Here is a 16646-nt window from a genome sequence, read left to right as displayed (position 1 = left end):
AGAGCAGGATTCGAACCTACGAAGCCGAAGCAACTGAGTTACAGTCAGTCCCATTTAGCCACTCTGGAATCTCCCCAAAAAGTTTATATTTTATGAGCCTCCAGAGGGATTCGAACCCACGACCCCGAGATTACAAATCACGTGCTCTGGCCAACTGAGCTATGGAGGCAAATATAAAAAAGAATTCAAAAGATCGCTGTTCCTTTTTTGCGAGTGCAAATATAGAACGGATTTTTTGAATTCTCAAATTTTTTATGAACTTTTTTTAACTTTTTTTCCTACGCCATTTCTTTTTTCTTGATTAATAGCTTTTTAGCAGTATCAACGCAAAGGTCCAGACTTTCTTCAAAACTTGCAGATGTCTTTTTTACTACAATATCATCTCCCGGAACCGCTAGAATAAGTTCAGTTGTTTTGTTCACTTTATCAGCGTTATTTTCTACTTTCAAAAATACCTTACACTCCTGAATCTTGTCATAAAAGGTATCTAATTTACTTACTTTTTTGTCAATGTGTGACTCTAGTGGTTCGTGTGGAGTTAAACCAATTGATTGTACTGAAATCTTCATAATTCTTCTTTTTTTGAAGCTCGAGGGTGAGCCTGATTAAACACTTTTTTCAATTGTTCAATATTAGCATTCGTATAGACTTGAGTACTGGCAAGACTGGAATGCCCTAATATTTTTTTCACTTTGGAGATCTCCGCCCCATTATCCAAAACGTGAGTAGCAAAGCTATGCCGAAGGATGTGAGGACTTTTTTTTTCTTTCGTTGTTATAAGACTAAGGTACTTATTAACTACCACATAAACAAATTTTTCGTTGAGTTTTTTCCCCTTCTTATTTACAAAAAAATATGATTTAAATTCTGTCTGTGGATTTCTTATTTCCAGATAACTTTTAAGGAGTCCAGACAGTTCATTGGAAACAGGAATTACCCTTTCTTTATTTCCTTTTCCTATTACTTTTAATTCATTTTCATATAAGTTAACATTCTCAAATATCAGGCCACAAAGTTCCGCTTTACGCATGCCTGTCTGATAAAGAACTTCCATGATGCACCTTTCAAGCACATCATGCAGCTGTTCGAAAATTCTATCATTAAGATCTACCATCTCTTCTTTAGACATAGGAATCTGTTTTTCAGCATAAAACTTCAGGGAAGAAATCCCTTCAGTGGGAGAAACATTGATTTCGCCTATTTTTAAAAGAAAAAGATAAAAACTACGGAGAGAAGATAATTTTCTGTTGATACTTCTTTTGGAAATATTGTTTTCGCTGAGTTCAACAATAAAATTTCTGATGATTTTTTTGTCTGCTTTAGCCAGATTGTCGGAAGACTCCGTTCGGAGAAAGAAATGGGAGAAGTCTTCAAGGTCTTTTTTGTAGCTTGTAACAGTATGAGGAGAGTACCTTTTTTCGAATTGTAAGTATTCTAAAAACTTTTCCAGCATCATGGGTATAAAAATAAAAATTCACTTCTCAAATATAAGAATTTAAGAAGTGAATTAATATATGGTTAAGAAAAAATCTTAAGCCTGCTCTTCTTTGCTAAGCGCTCTTTGTTTGTAAGCAGCTTTCAACCTTGATTGTCTCAAAGTTACAGAAGGCTTGATAAACGCTTGTCTAGATCTCAATTGACGAACTGTACCTGTTTTATCAAATTTTCTCTTGTATTTTTTTAAAGCTCTGTCGATGGATTCACCATCTTTTACTGGAATTATTAACATATTTTACATCTCATTTTGGATTGCAAAACTAGACAATTTTTCTTACATCACAAAATATATTACCATAAAGAATTACTCTTTTATCTGAATATTGCTAATAAACCTAGTGTTATAGGCACTTAACACATACTAATATTTTTATCCACAATGACTAAAAAATCAATCCATAACAACTTCAAATTATTCATTTTACTAACTACTTTCATTAAAAGACACCCATATTAATGAAATGTAAACAAAAAGCATTACCTTTGCGTTCACTTTATTCATGGGGTTGACTGGTTTCGACAGCAAGACCAATGGGTAAGTAAGCATGCAGAGAACCGTGGCGCGATCTCTATAATCCCTTGCTACAAAATTTTAACTGGCAACGAAGAGTTCGCTCTTGCAGCTTAATATCGAAGTATAGTAGATCAAGCGTTTTCCTGAAGATAGTAAGGAAGCAAGATATCTCACAAATGCTCTGTTCTGCGGCGTTTGATCCTGAGATATAGGAATGCGGGAATAAGATTTTAGAAGCTTCGGCTAAAATTCGAAAACTTTAGAAGATAAACTGGAAGTTGGGTGTCTATCCTCTGCTTTCAGTCGAAAACCAATGGTAGAATAAGCATGTAGAAAGCTTATGTATTGCTTGTTTGGACGAGGGTTCGAATCCCTCCAACTCCACCGGAATGAAAGGTTATGAAACCTTTTGACAATTAAAAACCCTTTATATCAATGATATAAAGGGTTTTTTAATGATCCTTTTTGTTACATAATATCTCATTAGATATTATGTTGGTGGTAACAATGGTGGTAACAAGAATAAATCTTATATAATGTCATAAATATTTTCCTCATCATTATCCAGTTTATGTATTATATGTATATTTGATAAAACAAATAACCTTTAAATTAGTTATGCCGATTCCTGATTTTGATCACAATCACGTCATACCACCACACTTAGGAGATCCGTCAAATAGAAGTGATGTTTCTCCTTTTGAGTGTACAACATTTGAATTATGTCAAAAATTTAGTACATCAAAAGAAAGAATTGAGATTTTACAAAAATTTTTGGATTTTCGAAAAAGGACTGTTAATAGTGGTATAAAAGTGGGTTTCCAATGGTTAGATGGAAGTTTTTTAGAGAATATTGAAGAATCTGAGGGCAGGAATCCGAATGACTTAGATGTTGTCACCTTTTATGGTGGACTAACAATGAATGATCAATTTATGGCAAAGACGTTTTTTCCAGAATTCTTCAGCCCTAAAATGGCAAGAGAGAAATTCTCAGTAGATCATTATGCTATTGACTTTAATTTTGATCCTGACGTTACTATAGATCAAACAAGATATTGGTTACAGCTATTCACTCACAAGAGGAATGGAATTTGGAAGGGAATGTTGAAAATCCCTTTAAATACCGTGAAAGATGATGAAAATGCGTTAAACTACCTAAAGTCACTCTGATGAGTTTACACAATAGAATTCAATATTTAAATACGCAACTAATAGATTTAAATCGACTGTTAGAAAAAGTTGGTGATCATCCATTAATGGCAGAAGGACTTAAAGAAAGAATTGAAATGATAGAGAATGAACTTAAATCGATTCCATTAGAATCATTTGAACCATCTCTTCAATTTCTGTTCAGTGGTGATGCGGTCTTAGGTTCACAAGGTATAAAATCAACTTTTTTAAGTAAGATCATGCCTCCACTCGAAGGTTTAGTAAAAACCCAATTAGCATTTAACAAATATGGAAAAGTTGGAAGGCGTGGAAGAGCAAGAAAAAGTTCCAATGCCGAATTATTCTTAACTGCCTTACCAAAAGGATCTTTCGGGATTGAACTATCACGATTAGATTTTGATGAGGAAGACTTGTATGATATAGTTGACACTTCTGATGCAATGAAAGATGTTATTACCCTGATTGCAAATACTACCGGGAGTGACCAATTATTTGAGAGTACAATCGAAACAACTCCAAAAAGAAACCTAAATAATCTGAAAAGGTTTTTACAGGAGGTTTCAAATGAAAGATCTATTTTAAAAATGGATAGTGGTAATTTACATATTGAATTATCAAAGGAAAAAATAGATAAGGCAGCTAGTAGAGTATCATTTGCACTAAAAGAAGATAATGAAATTTTTATTACTGGTATTTTTCGTGGAGTGTTATTAGATTCAAATAGATTCGATATTCTTGATGATGAGGGGCAACAAATTTCAGGATCAATAAGTCATGATCTTGATGAAGAACAATTGATCGAATATGACAAAAAATTTTTGAATCAATATTGTAAAATTCATTTGATAGTTTATAAGACAAAATTTAAAACATTGAGTGAACGTACAGACTATGAACTATTAGAAATCACAGAGATTTAGATCAATCCGAGAATATTTGAGTTAATCTCTTTTATTATATGTTGGATAATTCAAATGAACATCACGGTATTTGCAGACTGTTCTTCTGGAAATTTCATACCCTCTTTCATTCAAAATTTCACACAATTTAATATCTGTGTAGCGATGTTTTGGATCTTCATTAACTATTAAATCAAGCATTATACTCGAAATTTCGAATGCTGAATTACCGTCCACACCACCGGAATGAAACAATAATTTTAAGTCAATATATTTGTCAAGTACCATAACCTTTACTAACTTACAAATACGTGATATAACAGATTTATCGATATCTGTAAGATCAGAAATATTTTGCAAGGTCATTTGACGAAGATCTTTTTCATTATGTGTGTACAGATATTCTTTTTGCCATTTTAAGATTTCACTAATAGTTTTTTCAATATACTTGTCACCAATATTGATCTCCTCTTGTTTATAGTACTTAATATCTTTCATATTTATGTCTACAATATGTTAAAAAAATGAAGATTAAAAATTCTTTTTTAGTTTTCCAAATATTAATGTTCTATCAAGTTCTGTTTTTTAAACCCTTCCAATATTGGTCTAATTCAGCCTTTTTTGATCTAAATCCATAATCTTCAATTTGTGTGATCTTATATAAGCTCAAACCTAATTTTTCAGAAAACTCTTTTTTGGGACAACTTCTAAATTCTTTTAGTTTTAAACCCTCTTTAAAAGACTTATATTTATCACCGAACATTGTTTCTGATACTGTTACTTCTTGAAGAAAAATAGTCTCAAAATAATCCCTCTTTTTTTTCTTACATCATCAGACTTATTGATAATATTCCCACCACAAACAAATAATGTTCTACCGAATATTCAGAATCTATATTTGTCATTTTTGTTTTTTTTAAGATGTAAAACCTGATTATAAAAGCCATCAATAGTATGCAACTTTCATCCTGTTATAGTACAGACAATTGTGTGTACATTCCGTACACACAAATTCCACGGGTACAAAAGGTTATAACGCGTTTTAAAATTTAAAAACAATTTACATTAAGAATATAGAGTGGATTTTTAATTTAATTACTAGCCATTAGACTTCACCAGATATAATAGGTGTCATTGTAATATTGGTAGCAACATTAATTATGTCATTATTATAGTACAGACAATGGTTTATTTCGTCATCGCTTAAATTTAGTCCATCTACCTTTTCCATTAAAAAGTTTAGTAATTTATGTCCTCTTACATATATTTCTTTTTTTGACCAGTGAAATTCTTTTGAAATTTCAATCTCGTTGTATGATCCAGTTTTATAACGGTTTTTTTTAACGTCCCATCCATAGTTTTTTAATGATGAATTCTTACCATTTTTCAAGATTGTTAGATTTCCTAAAGAATTTATAACTACTTTTTGGGATAAAAACCTTTCATTATCGCCAACAAAATGATTTACAATCTCATCAAGTTCCGTTGACCAATGACTTTCATAATCTCTAGGGATTACATGTTCTACTGATGTTGATTCATAATCACTCAAAGAAACCTTATCATTACTCTCTTTAAATTCTGTTTTTAATTTCTCATCATACTCGAACAAAAAATATTTTAAGTTGCCCCATCTATGAAATCCTACTGCACCTCTTACATAAGTAAATAAAGATTTAAAACCATTGATCATGTCTTCATTATTAATTTTCTTAAGCAAATATTCGTTCATTTCTAACTCAATATCAAAAATAGATTTAGAGATATCTTTACTTGTATATAAATTTCTTGCCCATGTAGAAGTATTCCTTTCATCCATAACCCAGAGTCCTGGAACTCTATTTCTGAACATAATTTTTTCTAATACAATTAGCATATTTTGTTGGATGGAAGGATCGTTTATCTTATTGAAAATTGCACTTAGAAAGATCTTAACATCCTTGCTACTATTCATAATTAAGATTTTCTGAACCATAATGTTTTTTGAAAAGTTGACATTATACCATATGGGTGCTGTATCAGATAAATTATGAATATATTGACTAATCTTACTAAATGTAACCGGTGATTCTTTCTTTTCTGTCTCATCTTCGTTAAATTTTTCAGATTTATTACAAAACATTTCGAAGATTTTTTCTTCTGCTAATTTTTCAGAGAAAACAGATTCTTTTGGTTTGCGATATAGTGAAAGGTGCGCTGACAAAAACTCATCTTCATCAAGAAAATGATCAGGATTTTGAGCGAGTGAATTATAAATCTTTCCCCATGCTGTGTTTATACTTGTCCTTAGAATAGTTTTATCAGAATCACTTTGAACGAGTTTTTCATTAAGAAAAATTAATCTATTTTTTAATTTCTCTAGAACGGTTAATGGTTTACCTCGATTATTCATTGTTTCGAAGACTGCTTGTACATCTAAGTCTTTTTCTATTTTTCTAATATCAAAAACAAGACATGTAGTCAATTTTTTGAAAATTAATCTTCGGTCATCTTCTGTTAGATTTTCTAACCTTTCACGGAAAAAAGCTTTAGCATAACTCAAATTTTTAGAGTAAAGATTCGTTTGCGCTGTTGGTATCAAAATATTTTGATCTTCGAAAATAACTCTATATAAAAATTGATAATTTTTATCCGTTTCCTGATAGCCAAAACGTTCAACTCTACTATTTCCGGTCTCACTTTTGACATGTAGAAAAGTATCAACTAAAAGTTCTTTAGTTTTATTTGAATACCCTGTCTCATATCTTAAGAGTTCGAATAGTAATATACTAATTGTGGTTAATCTCTGTTGTCCATCAACAACAAAAAAGAAATCATCATCAATCCATCTTTCATGTTCGATTGATTTTGTTTTTTCTAAAAAAATTGTTCCTGTATAATGTTTTTTTAATTCACCATTTATCTCTTGAATTTCGTCCAGATCATCCCATAATTCAGTAAGTTGCTTATCTGTCCATGAATATCCACGTTGATAATCAGGAATTCTGAAAAAACCCAAATTAAAAACTTTATATAAATTTATTGCCTGCATTGTTTATCAACTTTTTTATTTCACATTTAAATTTAAACTCATTTTTAATCCGTCAACTACATATTGATTTACTTCCGATATCTTGGATAAAAACCCAAAATCTTCAATTTGGGTGATTTTTTGTTTACTTAAACCTGATATTTTAGAAAACTCCGATTTTGAAATATTTTTATACTGCCTCAATTCTTTTAATCTTAAACCAAATTTGAAAGTTTCATATTCATGATCAAACATTGACTGATCAAGATTTAATTCAGTTAAAAATTGATCCTTTAAAACATTCCATTTTTCTCTCATACTATCATCTGGAACACTTAAAAGATTTCCATCAGCGAGATAAGCATACAGTAAATTATAATTTTTGTAATATGAAGTACGTATAACTTTGTCAAATGCAATATGTTGATAGTTGGGATATACCCCAAAGTTTGTATTATAATCGAAATCATCAAAAATTGTAAGTTCTGCTTCAATCATAAATAACATTCTCTTTTGTTTATTATGATCCAAATTTTTGAGATAATCTATAAATTCATTTATTGAGAATTCTGAATTTAAATTCATATAAATTAACTATTTTATTATACTTGATTATAAACATCATCCATCGTATGTGCAACAATCATCCTGCTACCAATTGCCTTGAAATGTTCCTTCCCACATTTAATTTTTCCGGTCTCAATTGGTTTTAATCCTTCGTCAAAAATTGTCCCTTTAGATTCTGTTACAAAATACAGTTTATCTCCGTCACCTTTGCTGTACAAAATTGCCCAATCCGGATTGTAATTACCTAATGGTGTTGGGATTTTGAACCAACCCGGTAACTTGGTGTATAAACTTACATTTTCACTACCTTCAAATTCTCTAGCGAGATTTAATTCAACCTCCGAATCACATAAAGTATAATCAAATGCTGATTTGGAAGCTTCAAGCATATATTTACTTAGATAACCAATTGCATCCGTTTTTTCCAATTCTTTTTGCTCGTAATAATCGTGATCTCCAATTTTTTGGTATTTGATACCGTCAACAATAAATAATCTTTTTTGAATATTGATAACATCAATACACTTTTCGATAAAAGCTTGTGGATTGGTCTTAAAATATTTTAACACTCTTGCTTCTAATCTCTTTAGGATAAGTACAATTGTTTTTCTTGTAAGATCAGTTTCATTTTGAAGATACGTTATAATGTCTGGTAAATTTCTTACTTCGACCTCCAAATTTTCAACATAAGTTTTCAATTCACCATCTGTCTCAATACCACCTTTTCCAACAGCTAGTTTGCCTTTTACAAATTCTATTTTTGCCTGTTGATTTAAAACATTGTTGTTGATCGTCTTAATACAGTTCTCAATTAATTTTTCAGAATCAAATTCTACCTGATATACTGTTTTGTACTTTATCGTGTCCCATAGTTTTTTGAAGTCTTCCGATAAAAAAACTTCTTTGTTAATTTTAATTTCTCTTTTATCGTTATTATCTTTTATTTCTAAAGAACCTGCAACCTGTTTTAAAATGTTATAAATCTGTTTTGAGACCGTTTCACTAAATTCCTGACCTAAGTCAACAGTTTCCTCTTTTAAGTGGATTTTTAAGGTATCCTGAATCTTACCTTTTTTGTCAATATATCCTAATTCAATAAAAGTTTGATAAATTTGAGAAGATGTTTCCTGTCCCAAATAAACTGGTTCATCGTTTTCGTCAACGGAAGTCACTACCGTATTAAAAGATTCAATAGCAAGATGACCAAATGTTATTCCGGTATCTTCGGTTAGTTCCTTTTGATATCCTTCCACAAAATCTTTAAAACTTTCGTTGACAACCGTTGTTAAAACGTTTACGTTTTCATCATAAACACGATTTCCGGTTTGGTCAACAGAAATTCTCAGTCCACGACCTATTTCCTGCCTTCTTCTTATTTCTGAGGCACCCATTTCTTTTAGTAAACAAATTTGAAAAACGTTTGGATTATCCCAACCTTCTCGTAATGCAGTGTGTGAGAAGATAAAACGTACAGGCGAGTCAAAGCTGAGTAGTTTTTCTTTTTCTGTCATAATCAGATGATAAGTGTCTTCATCTGCTTTTACAGAACCGGAAGTATCTTTAAAGGCTTCAAATTTATCTTTTGAGTTGGATTTTTTAGATCTTTTATCAGTGGAAAAATATCCTTTGTGAACATCAGAAACATTCACTTCTAAATCTTGTACTTCTTTAAAAAGAGACAGTTTATATTTAGGTGACTGAATGATTCTATTATATTCTTCTTCAAAAATTTGAGCATATTCACCATTTAATTTATTACCTTCTTCATCATATTCTCGATATCTTGCGACCTTATCAATGAAAAATAAACTCAGAACTTTTATTCCTTTAGGGTTAAATTTTACTTCCTTGTCGAGATGTTCCTGTATGGTTTTAGCAATCAATTTTCTCTTGATATCAGTATCATTTACACCACCTAATGTTTGACCAGATTGTAAAAACTGACCATTAGAAAATTCAATAAACTCAGGATCTGTACTGATTTCACTCACATTAAATCCGGTATATTGATCTAACTTGGTAATTTGATACAAGTCATCACCTAACTTCACTTCTTTAGGTGATCTTGTTACTTTTCCGTTTTTTCCTTTGATATCAAGATTCAGTTTAACTTTAAACCCATTTTTATTGGATATGCTTAAGACCTGTATGAAAGCCCCGTCGCTCACTTCATCTTTTGTAGTAACTGATGCTACTTCAATCTTTTTGACTTTTCCATCATTATAAGCATCAATAGCATCAAATTTATAAAGGAGATTTATTTTTTCTTTATGAGTAGCCGAAAACCTATAAATAGCTATTGGATTCAAATTCTTAACAGATTGTATCTGTAACTTTGAACTCATTGTACTTTGAGGTTCATCTACAATAACAATTGGGTTGGTATCTTGAAGTAGACTTATTGGTTTTGCACCTAACTTATCATTATATTCCAACATTATACGTTTAGAACCTTTTGCGGTATCTACATCTTGAGAAAACGCCTGAACGTTGATCACCATTATTCTGATCTGGTCTGATGTTGCGAAGTCTCTTACTTGACTTAGATTGGAACTGTCATAAATAAAATATTTATACGGTGTATTTTCAAATACTTTCTTAAAATGATCATCTGTCAATTCCAAAGATTTATTAATCCCCTCGCGAATAGAAACAGACGGTACGACAATAATGAACTTTTTAAAACCGTATTTACGGTTCATTTCCATTATTGATCGGGTAAAAACGTAAGTTTTTCCGGTACCGGTTTCCATCTCAATTGAGAACTGAAGATCATTTCTGTCAATTTTATTGGGATCAGAAATTCGTAAACCATTTTTCATTTGAATGGTTTGAACGTTTTCCACGATTTGTTTTGGTAAAAGATTTATTTTGTTAGCGTAACCCAAATCCGCTTCGTAATCAATGGTTTGATCTTTTGGAGCTAAAACAGTAAAATTAGATTGTAGTTTTTCCTGTCCTCTAAATACATCAACAACAGCTTCTATGGCATCTTGCTGATAACTAAGGTTACCTTCAAATTGTATTTTCATAGAAACAATTAAATAGATTTCACATTTTCAATACCCACCTGTCTCAAAGTTTGCACCGTATTGGTTTTATCGGCATCATTGGCAAAACCGGAATCTTTAAAGATAACAGATGGATTGGAATCCGAAGATTCTTTGTGCCATTCACCAATGGTTGTGGCTACATCTGTTTTGATCTGATCACTTAAACAAATATACATTGATCCAAAACCGATATTGTAGATTTTACAGTCTCCAACCACTTTTTCTTCGATTGGTAATGTCAGTTCTAAACCGTATTTTAAAAGAATCTCAAACAACACATCTTCTTCTGTTCTATTGGATTTAATATGGTCTCCATTATTTTCTGCGAACATATCTAATTGCCCTTCAAATTCATCAACCGATGTATCCCAAGCCAGAATATTAGAAGAATCTAATTTAAACACACGGAAACCTGCATCTAAATTTTCAATTCTGTCATTATTTTTATTTTCCTGTTTCACTAATTCACCTGCTCTTCGAATACGTTCCTTAGTTATTTCTGCGATAGTTTTATATCCCTCTTTATAGGCTTCTGACTTCTCATCAGTTGGTTCAGGCAATTGTACGGAAATACACTTTCTACTACCTCCATCTTCTGCGTTAAGTGCCATTACTGCGTGTGCAGTAGATCCAGAACCAGAAAAAAAGTCTAAAACAATATCTTCTTTTAGAACATGATATCTTATTATAGAAGATATAATATTTTCATCTTTTGGATTCTCAAATATTTTACTTCCAAACATTTTCATTAATCTTTTGGTCGATGCCCTACCATCTTGATAGAAAATACTGTAAGGAACCTGATATTCGCGATCTTTTAAATAAGCTTTTAGAGTTGGAACTGATTGTTCATCTATACCAAATTTTACTAATCCGTTATTAATAAATTCTTGCATTCTTTCTGGGCTTGAAAATAACCATCCTCTAGAAGGTATTTTAACAGGTTTATTTGTAATAGGATGTAAAACATCATATTTTGGCCCACCACCACCAGGCCATGAAATATTATCAGCATAGAATACACCCTTTTCGTCGATCTGACTATAATGAGATTGCTTATAGATCGGATTTGATTGATCCATATTTTTGTACCATAATTTGAGTAATTTTGTAGCTTCTTCAAAATTATTTTCACTACTAATTACTAATTCTTTAACTTTTGAGTATATTTTATCTAAGCCTTCTTTTTTTTCTCTCCAAAAGATTTTCTTTTCTTTTATTAAATTTAGATTTTTGAAATAACATAAAATGTATTCGTGGCTGATTGAAATATATTTTGAATCATTCTTTCTTCCACCTGCCCAAACAATATTTGAAACAAAGTTTTCTTCTCCAAAAATCTCATCACACAATTTCTTTAAATTTGATTGTTCATTATCATCAATAGAAATAAAAATAACGCCATCATCAGTCATCAGATTTCTTGCTAATTTGAGACGAGGGTACATCATGTTAAGCCAATTGCTATGATAACGACCGTCGCTATCTGTATTGGTACTTAGTTTTTTGCCTTCTTCATCTTTTTGTCCTGATAATTCAAGATAATTATTTAGATTATCTTTATAATTGTCTTTATACACAAAATCCTTCCCTGTATTATATGGAGGATCAATATAGATCATCTTGATTTTGTTGCTGTATGATTTCTGTAACAATTTAAGAACTTCCAAGTTATCACCTTCAATAAAAATATTTCCGGTAGAATCCCAGTCTTTACTTTCCTCTCTTGATGGTCGCAAAGTTCCGGTAGAGACTTTATTGGCTTCTCTTTGAGCTTCGGTTTTACCTGCCCAAGTCATTTGGTAAAATTCTTTATCTTTTTGGATGTATTCTCCAACCAATGCCTGTAATTCTTCAACCACCAATTTTCCTTCACTAAAAGCTGTAGGAAAGATTTCTTTTAATCTTTCAATATTCTGCTGAACAATATTTTCTGAGGTCAATTCATTAATCTTTTCCATGTTCTATCTTAACTTTTAGTTCGTTTATTTTTTGTTTGAGGTCGTGAATTTCGGAATTTATCCTGACTTTTTCACTCATTTGAGTGACCGATTTCAGTTGTTTTTGTTGGGAGTTAATTTCTGTTTGATAGTTTTCTACAGATTCATTGATAATTAGTAATTCTTCTGTCATTTCATACGTCCTAATTTTGAACTCTTTAGTCAAATCAATAAGGTTATAATTTTTAATGACTTTTAGATAGTACTCGTAAAATGATTTAAGATTGATGGTATTTGCATTAGCAAAGGATAAGGCTTCAAGAAAACCTGTTTGTTCATCGTTGATCAAAACGGAAAACAATTCATCTGAGATAACTCTTAACCTTTGGTCATTTTTATTAATGGTTTTGGTCGATAAGCTAATGTGAGAAAGTGATTCATCTTCAGATTGTAAAATTACAAGACAATGATGAGGAATCAGTTTGTGGATTAGTCGGGCAACTGGTTTGTAATTTTTTTCATAAACATCTGTTCGTAAACTGACAGTAATAAAATAGACTTCAACAAAAGATTGAGAGTCATCAATAGACTCAGGAATATTGGCGTTCCCTTTACTCACAATTCCAAAAATCCGGATACTTTGAACGTCTGATCCATCCAAAAGTTTTGCTTCACTGATGGTTATTCCATCCTGTTCTTTTAGGGAAACTTTTGTAATGGGAATATTGAGGGTACAATTGTCGGGTAACTTAAAAATTTCTTTCCAATTCATTAATGTGATATGTGTTATTAATTTTTTATTTAGTTTACAATAAGATAACTTATGACTTCGTATTCTGATTTTTTGCCTGATTTTCCGATTAACGAACCGTTTGGATTGAAGATTGAGTTAAGTTCCATTGTTTTTTCTTCCCCAGATAAATGATTTTTTACAATGTCTAAAAGTTCCACGTATTGATTCATGTGTTTACCTGATTTTGATTTAATATTAAACTGCTTCAACAATTCTTCTTTTACAGATAATTTTCCAAATGATAGTTTTTTAAATATATCTAAGGCTCGTTTTCCCATTCTCATCGGTACTTTAACTTCACCGTCATAAGTAATGTAGACCAACGAATACGGATGTAATAAATTAGATTTTAGTTTATCCTCAAAATTATTTTCATCTAAATCTTTAAGACAAAATAAAACTCCGGCAGGATGATCAACCAGATTATTTTCCACCAAAGAGAAAATCCCACTGGCAAATAATTCGTACTGTTTTAATTCCTCTTCTTTTATACGGTCAGCATCTATTTTAAAGTCATTAAAAGTAAGATCGGAAATGGAGATTCCACCTTCAAGGTCTTCCAAATCAACCACCGAATCTTTCATTTTTTCTAACTGTTTTCTTCGGTACTCCAATTCTTTATTTTGCCCGTCACGGTCATCTATCACGTTATCATCTCCGGTAGCTGAAATGTCGAGAATCTGCATTCGACCTTTTACACGTTGAATCAAATCTATGTATTGATCTAATTCAATGTCAGGATAAAAATTGACTAACTGTATTTGATCGTTTTTAGAACCAATCCTGTCAATACGACCAAATCTCTGAATAATACGAACCGGATTCCAATGAATATCGTAATTGATCAGGTAATCACAATCCTGTAAGTTTTGTCCTTCTGAAATACAATCAGTGCAAAATAACAGATCAATTTCACCTTTTTGATCAGGAAAAATACTATCACGAGTCTTAGAGACCGGAGAGAAGTTGATCAGGATGTTCTGTAGATTTGTTTTGCACCCTTCAAGATTAGTTCTGTTGGCATCACTACCGGAAACCAAGGCAGATTTTAGTCCATATTGAGTCTCAAATTCTTCTGCACAGTTTTCGTAAAGGTATTTTACCGTGTCGGCAAATGCAGAAAAGATGATTACCTTTTTATTGTTGGGATTGATTGGGGTTTGAATTTTATCAGAAATAATATCTTTTAAATCTTTAAGTTTTTGGTCTCTCCTAACCGTTATAACTCTGCACTTGAAGTACAAATCTTGTAATATTTCAAAATCTGATTCAAGAAACTCTCTGAACTTTACCAAATCCATATCCTGTAGTAGAACTTTTACTTTACCACCGATAAAAAGATCATTGAGCTGTTCATCATCAAAATCGAAATCTCGAACGTCCATTTCCTCAACAAACTCTCTATGATTTGCAATCTTTTCGAGAAGTATTTCAATATGTTTCAAAAGTTTTTCAACTGTCAAACAGAATGAAAAGATTGATGACTCCAATCTCTTTAAAAGATTAACCCTCATCAGGGTAATAATACTTTCCTCACGGTCTAATTGACTGAAAACTGCACCTGTTTTTGTTTTCGTATCGTATTTTTCAGCATAAGCTTCTTGCAAATGTTCGAAAACGAAATACATCGGTGAATAAAACTTTAAGTTTAATGATTGTAGATAATCATTAATATCAGTAATGGAAAACTCTTTATTATCTGTATCGAAGTCGCTGAATTGGGAAATTGGTTTTAGTCTTGTTGGAAACTTCCCAATATCCGCAACATCATAATATTTCTCAATATGTTTTCTTGATCTTGAAATGGTAAAAATATCCAAAAGTTTGAAGTAGTCACCATCCAATCTGTTGATAAGATCTTCTCTTGTAGGATTTGCTTGTTTCATCCAAGTGTTAAACTTTCTTTGTGCTTGTGTCAAAGTAAGATCAATACTTGAAATTCCTTCATTTATTAATGCTTGGTCATTCGTCTCCGTGATGAAAGCCAATTGGTTTCTAAGGTCATTTAATCTTGTATTTACCGGTGTTGCAGAAAGTAATAATACCTTGGTTCTAACACCGGATTTTATTACATCTCTCATCAATTTTTCATAACGAGAAACCGTTCCTTTTGAAGGATTGTTATTTCTAAAGTTGTGTGATTCATCTATTACAATAAGATCATAATTTTCCCAATGAACCGTTTCAAGATTTACATCTCCAGACATTCCTTTTTCACGACTTAAATCGGTGTGGTTCAGAACATCAAAGTTGAGTCGGTCTTGTACTAAAATATTTCTTCGGTCATTAAGACGGTAAGTAACCCAGTTATCTCTTAATTTTTTGGGTGCTAGAACAAGAACCCTATCGTTTCTAAGTTCGTAGTATTTGATGATTGCTAGGGCTTCGAAAGTTTTACCTAAACCAACAGAATCAGCAATAATACATCCGTTAAATTTTTCAATTTTATCTATTGCACCTAAGACTGCATCTTTCTGAAAATTAAAAAGTTTATTCCAAACAACAGAATTTTTGAATCCGGTCTTCATTAATCTTTCCTCATTGATATCCTCCGTGGTTTTTCCGGCAAAGATTTTAGAAATTGAATATTTATAATTTACTTCCGCAGATTTTAAGACATCCGCTTGTTGATATAAGTTAATTAGTTCTTTTTTACAATCTGTACCGCCATTCCATAAATTTTCAAATGCTTTTCCGAAAGAATTTGAAGAATCTTCAAGACCGAAAATCATATAAGGTTTCCCATCTTTAACGAGTCCAAGTGTAGTTTCGTTAAAATTATTTGGTGCAAATTGGAATGATTTATCATCAACAATGATAAAACTATTGCCTCCGGTGATTCCCTTTTTAACAAAAACAAACTTCTCGACAAAATCTAAAACTTGACGAAGGCGGTAGTAAGTTTGAAGTTTTGCATTGGTTTCATTTTCAGACAAATCTTTAACAAAGGATGGTTTTTGGTGATCAAAATCTGTTTTCTGAATGAGTAACTCAACAGACTTACAGTTTTGGAATGGCTCTAATAAATCAAAAATTGCATTGAAACTAAAATTGTTTACACATATTTTGACGGTAGAATTTGGTCTAATATTGTATATTAATTCGTTGAAAAATAATATATCTTGGTTGTTGATCACTTCTGATTATAGTTTTAAAGTTTTGACCTGTTTTCTAATACTAGAAATGGTGAATTTATCATTAGT

At 31.4% G+C, this 16646-nt stretch carries 12 protein-coding genes, 1 tRNA gene and 1 other RNA gene; 3 read left to right on the top strand and 11 right to left on the bottom strand.

Annotation, left to right across the window (positions count from 1 at the left end; translation table 11 throughout):
* Positions 1-95: 95 nt before the first annotated feature.
* From ACLMCG_RS19845 to rpsU, 4 genes are all read right to left on the bottom strand, one after another.
* Positions 96-169: transfer RNA gene (locus tag ACLMCG_RS19845), tRNA-Thr, on the bottom strand.
* Positions 170-278: 109 nt separating this feature from the next.
* On the bottom strand, positions 279-569 hold the full coding sequence (locus ACLMCG_RS19840) for an HPF/RaiA family ribosome-associated protein (RefSeq protein ID WP_047386085.1): 291 nt from the start codon (positions 567-569) through the stop codon (positions 279-281).
* Positions 566-1453, bottom strand: coding sequence for a tyrosine-type recombinase/integrase (locus tag ACLMCG_RS19835; RefSeq protein ID WP_413960897.1), 888 nt, complete (start codon positions 1451-1453; stop codon positions 566-568). The genes ACLMCG_RS19840 and ACLMCG_RS19835 overlap by 4 nt, the downstream gene beginning before the upstream one ends.
* 78 nt (positions 1454-1531) lie before the next feature.
* A complete protein-coding gene (gene rpsU, locus ACLMCG_RS19830; protein ID WP_047379266.1) occupies positions 1532-1729 on the bottom strand; it encodes a 30S ribosomal protein S21 in 198 nt (65 codons plus the stop codon).
* Between the two features lie 270 nt (positions 1730-1999).
* Here rpsU and ssrA point away from each other — a divergent pair.
* The 3 genes from ssrA to ACLMCG_RS19815 all read left to right on the top strand — a co-directional run bounded on the left by ssrA (position 2000) and on the right by ACLMCG_RS19815 (position 4101).
* Positions 2000-2398, top strand: a transfer-messenger RNA (tmRNA) gene (ssrA, locus tag ACLMCG_RS19825).
* 231 nt (positions 2399-2629) lie between these two features.
* Complete coding sequence (locus tag ACLMCG_RS19820) at positions 2630-3181, top strand: DUF6932 family protein (RefSeq protein ID WP_413960780.1); 552 nt, start codon at positions 2630-2632, stop codon at positions 3179-3181.
* Positions 3181-4101 carry a hypothetical protein gene (locus ACLMCG_RS19815; RefSeq protein WP_413960781.1) on the top strand — a complete coding sequence of 307 codons (921 nt, stop codon included), beginning with the start codon at positions 3181-3183 and terminating at the stop codon, positions 4099-4101. Before ACLMCG_RS19820 ends, ACLMCG_RS19815 begins: the two co-directional genes overlap by 1 nt.
* A gap of 21 nt (positions 4102-4122) precedes the next feature.
* Here ACLMCG_RS19815 and ACLMCG_RS19810 read toward each other — a convergent pair whose 3' ends face one another.
* From ACLMCG_RS19810 to ACLMCG_RS19780, 7 genes are all read right to left on the bottom strand, one after another.
* Entirely contained in the window at positions 4123-4578 is a 456-nt protein-coding gene (locus ACLMCG_RS19810) for a hypothetical protein (RefSeq protein WP_413960782.1), read from the bottom strand.
* Between the two features lie 607 nt (positions 4579-5185).
* Positions 5186-7111: a DUF262 domain-containing protein gene (locus ACLMCG_RS19805; protein WP_413960783.1), complete on the bottom strand. Its 1926-nt coding sequence runs from the start codon at positions 7109-7111 to the stop codon at positions 5186-5188.
* Between the two features lie 15 nt (positions 7112-7126).
* Entirely contained in the window at positions 7127-7675 is a 549-nt protein-coding gene (locus ACLMCG_RS19800; protein ID WP_413960784.1) for a helix-turn-helix domain-containing protein, read from the bottom strand.
* Positions 7676-7692: 17 nt separating this feature from the next.
* On the bottom strand, positions 7693-10689 hold the full coding sequence (locus ACLMCG_RS19795) for a DEAD/DEAH box helicase family protein (protein ID WP_413960785.1): 2997 nt from the start codon (positions 10687-10689) through the stop codon (positions 7693-7695).
* Between the two features lie 8 nt (positions 10690-10697).
* Positions 10698-12671, bottom strand: a complete 1974-nt coding sequence (locus tag ACLMCG_RS19790) for a site-specific DNA-methyltransferase (protein ID WP_394674041.1) — start codon at positions 12669-12671, stop codon at positions 10698-10700.
* Positions 12658-13422: a DUF4391 domain-containing protein gene (locus tag ACLMCG_RS19785; protein ID WP_394674040.1), complete on the bottom strand. Its 765-nt coding sequence runs from the start codon at positions 13420-13422 to the stop codon at positions 12658-12660. Before ACLMCG_RS19785 ends, ACLMCG_RS19790 begins: the two co-directional genes overlap by 14 nt.
* A 29-nt stretch (positions 13423-13451) precedes the next feature.
* Positions 13452-16580, bottom strand: coding sequence for a helicase-related protein (locus ACLMCG_RS19780; protein WP_413960786.1), 3129 nt, complete (start codon positions 16578-16580; stop codon positions 13452-13454).
* Between the last annotated feature and the right edge of the window lie 66 nt (positions 16581-16646).

Source organism: Chryseobacterium sp. S90 (assembly GCF_047444895.1).
GTDB lineage: Bacteria > Bacteroidota > Bacteroidia > Flavobacteriales > Weeksellaceae > Chryseobacterium.
This window is presented reverse-complemented; position numbering and strand designations above follow the sequence as displayed.